Consider the following 11142-nt stretch of genomic DNA (forward strand, 5'->3'; position numbering starts at 1 on the left):
CTGGTGGCACTGCGTGAACCGATGACGGGGTTAGACCGTGTGACGGACATTGCCCAATCCCTGACGACCCAGCAAAAACTGCCGGCATGGCTGGCCAAGGCGTCCATCAAAGATCAGATATTGCATGGGGAGTTGCTTCAGCAATACCTCGACAACGTCACCGACGACCAGGACTACCTCACCGGCATACGTTCCCTGGCGCGCACGGCGCACCATGAGCTTGAAAAACAACTCAAGGCAGACACCTTTGACATCGATCCGGATAAGGTCCAGATCCAGATCCACAAACGCTCGAGGTCTGCGGCCAGCACCCAAACCCTGACCGACTTTGCACTGACCCATTTCAAGGATCTGGACAAAACCCATTTCACACTGGTGTCGCTTGATAACACCGAGATTCCCGAGGACATGGACCAAAGCTACATCAGAGACCTGATACGAAACTTGAAGCTGGGCGAACATCAGCAGAAAACATTGAACGAAGCCTTTGCAGACACCCAGGCAAACGCAGCGGACCGCAGGAAGCGGTTTTACACGCAATTACCCTGGCAGCTGATGCATTACGCCCACACGGAAAAATTGCAGGAGCGCCTGAGCGAGACGGGGTTTGATCTGATACGCCAGGTCATGGACATGCCTGACGCTATCGCCCGCGCGGCAGTCGACGGTGCCCACGCGATCATCCGCCCACTCGAGCTCCTGGGCATCAAGAGTGAACAGGCGGTCAAAGTGCCAGGCGTCTATCTGATTGGCTCATCGGCCGATAGCACCGCGCCACAGGTCCTTGTCGCGCCTCATAACCCTCGGCACGGAGTCAAAGAATATGAAAACGAGAAACAATTGCTGACAGAGCTGAAGACCCGCGGTTCGCTGCTCGATTGGGTACTCATGAATCTGCCGCAACCTGACCGGATTCTGTTGGAAAACCGGATGGCGACCGCCAGTAACCGCCTCCCCGAAGTGACGCTGGCGTCCAATCCGATCAAGGGGAATCTGTTCAGACACTTGTTCAACGACAACGTCGACTTATTAGTCCGATTGCTCGGTTGTCAGACCGATGACAACAAGCAGGGTGAATGGGCAACCATCAAGCATGTGCTGGGTGAAGATTTGAATGAGGCATTTACGTTCTTGACGGGCAAGCTTGCCTACCCGATCACGGTGTGGCGCAGTTATCGCGACATCAAGCAATCCGCCGAAGACCTTCAGATGCACAAATGGGGGGCGGCGATAAAAGAGTTCATCAGCGGCATTGCACAACTCGCCACGTTGCGACAATCGCTGGAAGCGCAAGCGAAGCCATCTTCTACGCCAAGTGCACCTGCGCCAGAAACGCCCGATACCCGGTTCAAATGGCAGAACGTTGCCATTACAGCCCCCGAACGTACGCAGTTGAAGCGTCATGAAAGCATCGACGTCGATCTGAACTCGCTCACATTAAACTCAAGTCTTGGGCTCTATACCCATCCGACGACAAAAAAAACCTATGCACCGGTTGAAGGAAAGGTATATCCGGTCGCAAAGCGCGGCACACGCTGGCGCATCGCCGACACAAACGTTCGCGGTCCTCGGCTGAGTCAGAACGTGTCGAAAGAATGGGTTCTGGATCGGGAAACGCCAGCGCCCCGTTTCAGCATCGGCAATCGGTTGCGCACCGCATTTTCGGTTTGGGAGGGCATGAACGTCGATGCCAATGGAATGCCCGCAATCCGTCGACTGTTTCCGCAAAAGGCTCGTCAGATTGACGAAGCGCTGGACCTGGCAACCACCTATGCCTGGAACTGCTTTCAAAACCTGCAATTGCTGAAGTCTTCCGACAACAAGGTGACCCCCGTGCATCAACTCATCATGGATTTTATTGATGTGCCGCAAGTACAGTCCACGCATGTAGAGCAGCTTGAAAAAGTCATGAGTGACATTTTTGCGGCCTTGTTGGACCCCTCACTCAGAAAGCCGAAGTCCAGTCGTTTTGTAATCGGCAGGCTGCTCAGTGACGCGAAAACTACATTCGCTTTCACCGTTCCAACGGATGCAAAGCGGAAAATTTATCTGGCAGAAAAATTCTTCAACACCGGTTACGACATCTACCGCCCACATCTTTCCGCCCCCGCTTTTCCAATCAACACCCATGCTCGAGCAGTCACCCTTATTCATGAGCTTTCCCACCTCTTCTGCAAAACCGAAGACATTGCTTACCTCGACTCCGGCAGACCATTCCCCCATCTGATCGATACGACCAGCACAACCGGCCATGACATGAAGGAGGGGTTGACCACCCTTCAGGACACCGCACTCTCGATCAAGACACCCCTGACTCAGCTGTTCATGACCCTGGATCCTGATACCTGTGAGTGGGAGGAGCTGGGCAGTACTTCATATGGAAATACTGATCGGGCAAAAGCGCAGATATTGACCTTGACCGGCGGAGAAAACCTGAGCGGTGCCCGCACAACATTCAAGAAAGATCCACTGGTCAGACTTAAGGTGCAACTCGGCAACGCCGACAGCGTTGCATGGCTAATCAGCCATATGGGGCGCCAACTGCACACCAGTACCCCATGAATCGAAAAATAAGTGCCCGTTTGATGGGTAACTGCCATGACGGATGTTCTCGCAGACTTCCTCACAAGGTTAGAATGCAGGAAATCAGGATGAGTCAATGACCGACAACCCTCTCTCGCAAGCCGAATACGACGCTGTCACCGATGCCGCTGCGCGTTGGTGCATGCGTCTGCACGCCATCGATTGCACTGCTGAAGAGCGGCTGGCGTTCGAGCAATGGCATGACGCTCATCCGCTTCACGCGTTCGAGTACGAGGCCATGCTGGAGATCTGGGATGTCGCGGGCGACCTGCCACGGCCAGAAACCGTGGTGGTCCCGATGGTCCGCGCCAAACCAGCTACGCCTTGGCGCACCTTCGGTATCGCAGCGGCGGTTTGCGCCATGGCGTTGCCACTGGCGGCCTATAGCGGCTGGAACCTGGGCTGGCTGCCCAATTCCTACCAACATTTCGAGGCGAACGACAATGTCCGCCAGGTCACCCTGAGCGATGGCAGTCAGGTGGAACTGAACCTGGGCAGTGAGCTGACGTTCAGCAACTACAAGGATCAACGTCGGATCACCCTGAAAAAAGGCGAAGCCTTCTTCAGCGTCAGCCATGACACTCGGCACCCCTTCATTGTCCAAGCGGCCGAAGGCAGGATTCGGGTCACCGGAACCAAATTCAACGTCTGGATGTATGAAGATCAGGTACGGGTGAACCTGATTGAAGGTTCGGTGCTGGTGAGCAGCAATGACGCCGTTACGGGTGACGGTTTGCGCCTCGGGCCAGCGATGCAGGCTAGCTATAGACGCGGCGACTTCACTCCCCGGATCAGTCAGACCTACGACAATGACAACTCACTGGCGTGGCGCAGCGGAAAACTGGTGCTCGATGATCTGGCGCTGACCGATGCATTGCCATTGATCAATCGCTACTTGAACAAACCGGTGATGGTAGCCGACAACAGTACCGGCTCGATTCGTATCGGCGGCATCTACAACATCAAAGAGCTCAACAACCTGGTGGCTTCCCTGCCCAAGGTATTGCCGGTCTACCTGACCCGCAACAAAGATGGCAATCCGGTCCTCAATTCCATTCCGCAACAAACCCCAAAAAGCTGAAGGCCGCGACCCTTTGCGGGGTGCGGCCTTCATTTCCTGGTTCAAGCATCGTCAGCGTTACTGTGCGGCCACCTTCCCGGCTTTTTCATCCTGCTCGCGGATCGTCTGAACCTGGTACTGCGGATCGGACGTGATCTGCTGTTCGGTGAACGGCAACACACTCAACTGCTTCCTGGAAAATGCCAGGGTCTGGTCTCTGGAGTACTTGGAGGCCGGATCACTGGATAGCGAGAACGCCAGCAGGCCCTGGGCCTGCGGTCCCTTGTCATCGAAAGTCACCACCTGCAAATAGCTGGTACCGCTGACAACTTCGAGTTTACCGTCGGTTCTCGGCACGCTCTGAATGGCGTTATAAACCCCCAGAGTGCCAGGTCCACCGTGAATCGGCGTCTGCTGGCCGCCACTGCTGACCACCTGGATATCACCCCAGCGGCTATCGGCCTTGAGCCCCATCTTGTTGATCTGCGCGACCGAGGCCAGCATCGCCTCGCGAACCGCCTTTGCGACGTCCGGGCGATCGACCCCCAGGCCACTCGGGGTGTGTTGCGGGTCTTTCGGATCGAACGCCACACGCCAGAGGTCAGGCGTTTGCTGTAGCGACGCCATGACATTCTGGAAATGCACAAACCCCAGACCACTGTCCAGATTCGCACTGCGATCCCAGGCCTTGAGACTGGCACACAGCGGCGCGAGCGCTGGCGCATCGGTACCCAGTGCCGCCGCACAGAACTGCAGCAGGTCCGGCATCACTTGTGCCGCCTGATACACCTGGTCGTCCATCACCATGTGTTGCAGATCCGCCGCTGCTATTGGGCCGGCCTTGTTCAACGTGTTCAGGCGATCCAGGGCAAAACGCGAGCGTAGCCCCAATGGCTGGCCGTCCTGGCTGATCAGTGGCGAAAAACCGGTGAGCGGTTGCGCCGGGTTGGCCATCCAGGCCGAATCGTTGGAGTGCTGCACAAAATCCTTGCGCAACAGCTGCGGCAACTTGTCTGCCGCAAAAATGCCTTTTTGTGCAGCCGTCGGGTCGATGTCCCAGGCACACGCACTGTTGGAACCGTCGAGGACGATCATCTGCAACCCGGCCCGCGGATCACTGCACCTGGCCAGTTTGTCGGCACTGACGTTCGGCACGACCGAGAGATTCATGTACAGCGTCTGCCCCTGGTCATCCGTCGCCAGGGTGTTGACCCACGGGATCCCCTGGATCTTGTGCACCGAAGCCTGCAAGTCCTTGAGGCTGACCGCGCGGTTCATTGCATACCACTGCTGCAAGACCCGATCGTTATCCAGATTGGCGTCGCGCAAGCTGTAGGCGAACTGGTTGTCCCAGTCGAGCTTTTCGGGCCATTGCACGATCGGACCGAACTGTGAACTGTAGACCACATGAGAAACCGGTCTGGTCTGGCCATCCGGTTGTTTCACGTTCACGGTCAGGGTCTGTTTCTTCATCGGCAATGACTTGCCGTCGAGCAGATAACGGGTCGAATCCTTGGGATCGAGTTGCAGGCGATACAAGGTGAAATGCTTGGACGAGTCCACGGTGTGGGTCCACGCCAGGTGCTGGTTGAAACCGATGTTGATCATCGGCAGCCCCGGCAGCGCCGCGCCCATGACGTCCAGTTTGCCGGGAATGGTCAGGTGCATTTGATAGAAACGCATCCCGCCGACCCAAGGGAAATGCGGATTGGCCAGCAACATGCCGCGGCCGTTGAAAGAACGCTCACTGCCGACCGCCACGGCGTTGCTGCCGCGGTCCAGGGCAAACCGCTGCATGCGCGAGGCGGCCACCTGGAACGTCACGGGCTCACCCGCCACAGGAGCAACGGCTTTGGGTGGCGCCGCGCCGGCCAAGGCTTCGGCAAACTGCCCTACTCCGCCCTCGACCAGCAGACGTCGCGTCAACTTGACCAGATCCCGGGCGGTTATCTCGCGCACCCAGTCACCCTGACACTGCTGCGGCAAACCCTGCACCCGACGTTCTGTCAGCGAACGGTTATAGCCCGCCACATAACCTTCAATAAGATCGCGCACTGGCGGGGTTTGTGCCTGCCAGAAGCCCTCGACGGCCTGTGGCGTGTTCAGCCAATTGAAAAACAGATCGCTGACCAGGTTTTCGCGCTCTTCAACCGTGAACTGATCCGGGCCGAAATAGCGTGAACGTTCGCCGTTCACGGTGGTGATCTCATTGGCCAGCAGGCACAGGTTGTCCTGAGCGTAGGCGTATCCAATGCCATAACCGAGCCCGCGCTCGTTGTCGGCACGGATATGCGGCACACCGAAACTGGTCCGGCGGATGTCGGCGCTCGCCTGCTCCGGCTGACTGCGTGCGTTTGCCGCAAGACTCAAGCCTACCAACACGCCTGCAAGGCTCAACCGGGTTAACTGCCTGGAAATAATCACGCTCGCTCCTGATCGAAAAGACAAACACCCTGCGTCATACACGCACTGCGCTTCCCCTAGAAACGAATGAAATGACAAAAATTTAGGCCTTGAAAAGCGCTTTTTACGGGCATCTCACAGGCCGCTGACGTGATGGCGACAAAATTTCTACATTCGGGGCTTCATTATTTGCCCTGCTCGTACGTCTTATTGAATGAGAGCACCCATCACATTTCCTGGCCGGCTCGGAAAAGGAGTTTTTGCATGTACAACTCGCAACTGCCAACGGACGGTAGCAATGCGCCAAAGAGCTCTGCCATGGGCTCCGGTGTTTTCAGTCAACGGGGCGAGCGCAATGGCAACGAGCGGATCAGGCTGCTGCTCAAAAGCTATGGTCTGCGAACCAGTCTGATCCGCCTCAAAGTCATCGACGCCTTGCTGACCGCCGCCGAAAGCGACCGTAGCCTTGGCGTGCGCGGCGTGCACAGCCACTTGCTGGACCTGGATATACCCCTGTCCTTTCTCAGTGTGCGGGAAGTATTGAAACGCTTGTGCAGCGAAGGCGTGGTCACGCTCAATCCGGACAAAAGCTACAGCCTGCATCCGCACGCTGCAGCCATGCTCCATCGCGAGTGATCCGCTCAAGGTGCGTCGCTCAGGGTTTGACCTTGCGACGCATCATGCCATTGATCACCACCACGACCACCGCCACGCCGATGGCGATGTACTGAAACAGCTTCTCGCTGATGACGCCTGCGTTTTGCAGATACGAAAGGCCGAACATGATCCCTAACACCACGAGGGAGATCAGAATCGAGTATTTCAAACGTTGCGACTGAGTCATTGCGAGTTCCTGAATCTGAAAAATGTGTCCGGTTTGTATCCAAATGCATGCCAAGCCCCTACCGCTCTCTGGGGATGGGGCGCTACAAACGGGGTCTCATGTTACAGCCGATCAAAAGATTTGGCTTTATTGCCCCATGAGGATTTTGAAATGCTCCGTCGAATCACACTGCTGATTCCCCTGCTCGCTCTCCTGACACTGAGCGGCTGCATCGTTTTCCCCCACGGCGGCTGGCACGGCGGTCACCATTACGACCGTGGCGGGCCGGGTTATTACCAGCATCGATAAGGGTTGGTTGTGTCATAAAGCGTGGATAAATGAACATTCATTCGTAAGGCAAATACCCCACCCAATAACTATTGAACAAATGCCCGCCCTGTCGCGGGCATTTTTCGTACATGCGTATTCACTTCTTGTTTCCTTCCCTGTGCACATCGAAACATAGCGATAACCATTGAAGCTTTCGGTCTTAATCGTCCATTTGAGCTATTCATATTCGATGATTACTCTCGGTGCATCGCAATAAACCCGCTATTAAATTTTGAGCAAAGAACAGGGATGCCATGCACAAGCCTTTAATCAATATCAGCCCCCACCATTTGTTTGGCTTTTGCCTTGCAATAACTTTTTTCGAACTGCTGACCTATATGGCCAGCGACATGATTATGCCGGCCATGTTGACCGTCACCCGACAACTGGATGCCAGCCCCGACCATGTCCCCTACGCCTTCAATCTTTATCTGGCCGGCGGCATGCTTCTGCAATGGCTGATTGGCCCGCTGTCTGATCATTTCGGTCGCCGCCGGATGTTCACCGGCTGTGCGGTATTCGCCATGGCCTGTGCCGCAGCGTTCAACGTGCAAAGCATTTATGCGTTCAATGGCTTGCGACTGATTCAGGGCATGGGGTTGGGGTTTGTCATCGCGGTCAGCTACCCGGCCCTGCAAGAAGTTTTCTGCGAAGCCGACGCGGTCAAAATCATGGCGTTGCTGGGGAACGTTGCACTGCTCTCCCCGCTTCTGGGGCCGTTGCTCGGCAGTCTGCTGCTGGAGTGGTTGTCCTGGCGAGAGCTGTTTTTACTGCTGGGTCTCGGCGGCGTGATGGTCTGGCTCGGGCTTTACCTGTTCATGCCGGAAACCGTGGGCACCCTGCGCCACGACGGTCAGCGACTGGAAGCCGTGCGTTTTGAATGGCACGGCACCGTGCGCCGCTATGTCGCGTTGCTGACTAACCCGCAATTCCTTTGCGCCGCAGTCGCGCTGGGCGTGATGAGCCTGCCCTTGATTGCCTGGATCGGGTTGGCGCCGCTCTTGCTGATCCACAACCAGGGGCTTTCAACTCTGCACTATGGCCTGTGGCAAATCCCGGTGTTCGCGGCCGTCATTCTCGGCAATCTGATTCTCAACCGACTGATTGCCAACGCTGAACTGCCACAACTGATTCGATACGCGCTTTGGCCGTTTTGCGGCGGGCTCATCGCGCTAGTCGTCGTCAGCGTCTACGGTGCTTCGACAGTCGTGCTGATCAGCTGCCTAGCGCTTTACTCTGTTGGGCTTGGCATGAGCAATGCCGCGCTGTACCGGCTTGCGCTATTTGCAAGCGACGACAGCAAAGGTCTGGTCTCGGCCATGATCGGCATGATCTCGATCGCCGTCATGGGCGGCGGCGGCTCGCTTATTGCGGCCGTCGGTGCCGGTGACAGCCACGAATCGTTCGCTTTGATGGCGGGTATCGCGGGGCTGCTGAGCCTGGCGCCCCTACGCCTGTTTCTGCGGCGCTCTCACATCGCGCTTGCCGTCTGACACCACACAGTAGGTCTTTTGATGATCCATTTACCCCACACCGATGCGCTCTGCGCGTTAACGCAACCCTATTGCCTGGATTCCGTACCCGAGGGCCTGTTCGACCAGGCAATGGGGGAAATCAGCCTGTTTCATTGTCACCACACGCCTGGCTACGAACGCTGGCTAAACGCCAACGGGCTCGATGCAAAGGACCTGGAGACACTGGATGACTGGTCCAGGTTGCCACCGATTTTCGCCAACTATTTCAAACGTCACTTGTTGTTCGGCCCCTCCGGCGAAGGCGCGCTGGAGCTGACCTCATCCGGCACCAGCGGCCAGAAGAGTCGTATGCGCTATGACCCTCGCAGCATGGCCGCGGCTCAAGGCATGGTGAGCCACATTTTCAGGTACTACGGCTGGGATACTCCGCAAAGCCCCTGCAATTATTTGCTCCTGAGCTACGAGCCTGAGGCTGCCATCACCTTGGGCACCGCTTACACCGACCAGTTTCTCTGCAGCTATGCTCCCGTCAATCGCGTCGTCTACGGATTGCGCCGGACGGGTAAAGGCCACGAGGTCGACCTGTTTGGCGTGATTCGCGCCTTGCAGGAGTTTGCCGACGAGGGATTGCCCGTGCGGATTCTCGGATTTCCTGCGTTTCTTTCGCATGCGCTACAGCACATGGAAAACACCTGCGCACCGAATCTCAAGCTACCCGCTCAGTCATTGGTGTTTTTGGGGGGCGGCTGGAAAACCCAGGCCGCACAAGAGATTCCCCTGCTTGAGCTGTATGCCCGAATCAACCGGCAATTAGGTATCGACCTGTCCCGATGCCGGGACGGTTACGGTGCCGTCGAGCATGCCGTGCCCTACATCCAATGTGCCCGCCATCATTTTCATGCACCCATTTACTCGAAGGTTTTCGTGCGCAACCCATCCGATTTCACGGTCCAGCCATACGGCCAGCGCGGCTTGCTGGAATTCGTCTCCCCGTACATTTCGTCAAGCCCGGCGCATGCCGTGGTCATGGGCGATCTGGCGACACTGCACCCGGGAGCAAGTTGCGGATGTGGCCTGACGACCGATTGGTTCGAGCTGCACGGACGTGCCGGCACCACCGCCAGTCGCAGCTGCGCCATGGCGGCTTCCGAATTGCTGGGAGGGGTTTGATATGTACCTCATCAATGGCCAACTGCATGACGACGTTACCCCGGAAAGCGCCCTCGAGCGCCTTCAGAAACAATTGCCCGGATTGCTTTCTGCACCGATCGACAGCGAGACCGTCATCAAGGCCGCCGCTCATTTCGCCACGCAATTACAGACTCGCAGTCTGAACCTGTCCCTCGACGACGATCAATGTCAGGGACTTATCGATTTCTGCCAGTGCAGCAACCTGAGCAGGAAGCTTGAGCGGGAACTGGGTTCGCAACCCCGTTCGCTGAGGCGTATCGACTACCAGCAGCCACATTTTGAAAGCTGGCACCCGTTGGGACTGGTGGTGCATGTGACGCCGGGCAATGCGCCGATGCTGGCGTTCTGCGCGGTTCTCGAAAGCCTGCTGGCCGGTAACATTAACTGGTTACGCCCCAGCGCCAGCGATACGGGTTTGACTGCGCAATTGCTGGCTGCCTTTGTGAAGTGCGACACCAGTGGCAGGCTTGCCGAATTCGTCGCGGTGCTGCCCGTGGGCACTTCCCGGATAGCCGAACTCTGCGCTCAGGCCGATGGCGTGTCAGCCTGGGGCGGTGAAAAGGCGCTCAAGGCGATTCGTCAGCAAATCCCCACCGGATGTCGCTGGATCGATTGGGGGCACAGGATCAGTTTCGCTTATCTGTCGCCTGACGCGGCCAACTCTTCGGCGCTGGATGCGTTAGTGGATGAGGTTTGCAGCCTGGATCAGCAAGCGTGTTCCAGTCCGCAATGGGTGCTGGTCGACAGCAACGATCCGGCGACCCTGCAGGACCTGGGAGAGCGTTTGAGCGAAGCCTTCACACGTCGTGCCTCGCACTGGCCGGCGCTGGTGCCCACGGACCAGGAAGCGTGCGAGATCACCACCCGCACGGCCATGGCGCAACTGGATTACTGTTTTGCGAACCAGAGCGGCCAGGTCTGGGCCGGCCACGGATGGCGGATCATCTGGGAACACCATCAGACGCTCGCGCCTTCGCCGCTGTTTCGTACGGTGCTGCTCAAACCCGTACCGCAACACTTGATCGCCGAGACGCTGTTGCCTTGGCGCACTGTCCTGCAAAGCTGCGCACTGATTTGCTCTGCGACAGAAACGCCAGGACTTGTGCGCGAACGCTGGTCAACGCTGGGGTCACCCGTATGGCGCCTTGCGCGGGGATTCATGACGGCTACGCCGGTGAGCCCCATGATGGCGTCTACGCGTTGACGCGTCTGAGTCGCCGCCTCTCGGTGAGCTTGTCGCCGGTTGTTTTGCCTGGCCGGGCAACGCTCGACCCGGT

General features: G+C 57.4%; 8 protein-coding genes and 1 pseudogene. 7 read left to right on the forward strand and 2 right to left on the reverse strand.

Annotated elements, in window-relative coordinates:
• Together WLY71_RS26625 and WLY71_RS26630 are read left to right on the forward strand one after the other, a co-directional pair.
• A partial coding sequence (locus WLY71_RS26625) for a dermonecrotic toxin domain-containing protein (RefSeq protein ID WP_347805926.1) occupies nucleotides 1–2562 on the forward strand: 2562 nt, incomplete at its 5' end.
• A gap of 97 nt (nucleotides 2563–2659) precedes the next feature.
• Complete coding sequence (locus WLY71_RS26630; RefSeq protein WP_347805927.1) at nucleotides 2660–3664, forward strand: FecR family protein; 1005 nt, start codon at nucleotides 2660–2662, stop codon at nucleotides 3662–3664.
• Between the two features lie 57 nt (nucleotides 3665–3721).
• Here the strand turns inward: WLY71_RS26630 and pvdQ are convergent, their stop codons facing one another.
• Entirely contained in the window at nucleotides 3722–6067 is a 2346-nt protein-coding gene (gene pvdQ / locus WLY71_RS26635; protein ID WP_347805928.1) for a bifunctional acylase PvdQ, read from the reverse strand.
• Nucleotides 6068–6310: 243 nt separating this feature from the next.
• Between pvdQ and WLY71_RS26640 the strand changes: the two genes are divergently transcribed.
• Nucleotides 6311–6682 carry a fe2+ zn2+ uptake regulation protein gene (locus WLY71_RS26640; protein ID WP_347805929.1) on the forward strand — a complete coding sequence of 124 codons (372 nt, stop codon included), beginning with the start codon at nucleotides 6311–6313 and terminating at the stop codon, nucleotides 6680–6682.
• 19 nt (nucleotides 6683–6701) lie between these two features.
• On the opposite strand, the gene WLY71_RS26645 is transcribed toward WLY71_RS26640, so the two are convergent.
• Entirely contained in the window at nucleotides 6702–6890 is a 189-nt protein-coding gene (locus WLY71_RS26645) for a hypothetical protein (protein ID WP_347805930.1), read from the reverse strand.
• A gap of 150 nt (nucleotides 6891–7040) precedes the next feature.
• On the opposite strand from WLY71_RS26645, the gene WLY71_RS26650 reads away from it, so the two are divergent.
• The 4 genes and pseudogenes from WLY71_RS26650 to WLY71_RS26665 all read left to right on the forward strand — a co-directional run.
• Complete coding sequence (locus WLY71_RS26650) at nucleotides 7041–7178, forward strand: hypothetical protein (protein ID WP_347805931.1); 138 nt, start codon at nucleotides 7041–7043, stop codon at nucleotides 7176–7178.
• A 275-nt stretch (nucleotides 7179–7453) separates the two neighbouring features.
• On the forward strand, nucleotides 7454–8692 hold the full coding sequence (locus tag WLY71_RS26655; protein WP_347805932.1) for an MFS transporter: 1239 nt from the start codon (nucleotides 7454–7456) through the stop codon (nucleotides 8690–8692).
• Nucleotides 8693–8713: 21 nt separating this feature from the next.
• Nucleotides 8714–9844, forward strand: coding sequence for a LuxE/PaaK family acyltransferase (locus tag WLY71_RS26660; RefSeq protein ID WP_347805933.1), 1131 nt, complete (start codon nucleotides 8714–8716; stop codon nucleotides 9842–9844).
• A gap of 1 nt (nucleotide 9845) precedes the next feature.
• Nucleotides 9846–11142 (forward strand): annotated as a pseudogene (locus tag WLY71_RS26665) (aldehyde dehydrogenase family protein); the annotation flags it as partial.

It is taken from the genome of Pseudomonas rossensis, from assembly GCF_039888995.1.
In the GTDB taxonomy this organism is placed as follows: domain Bacteria; phylum Pseudomonadota; class Gammaproteobacteria; order Pseudomonadales; family Pseudomonadaceae; genus Aquipseudomonas; species Aquipseudomonas rossensis.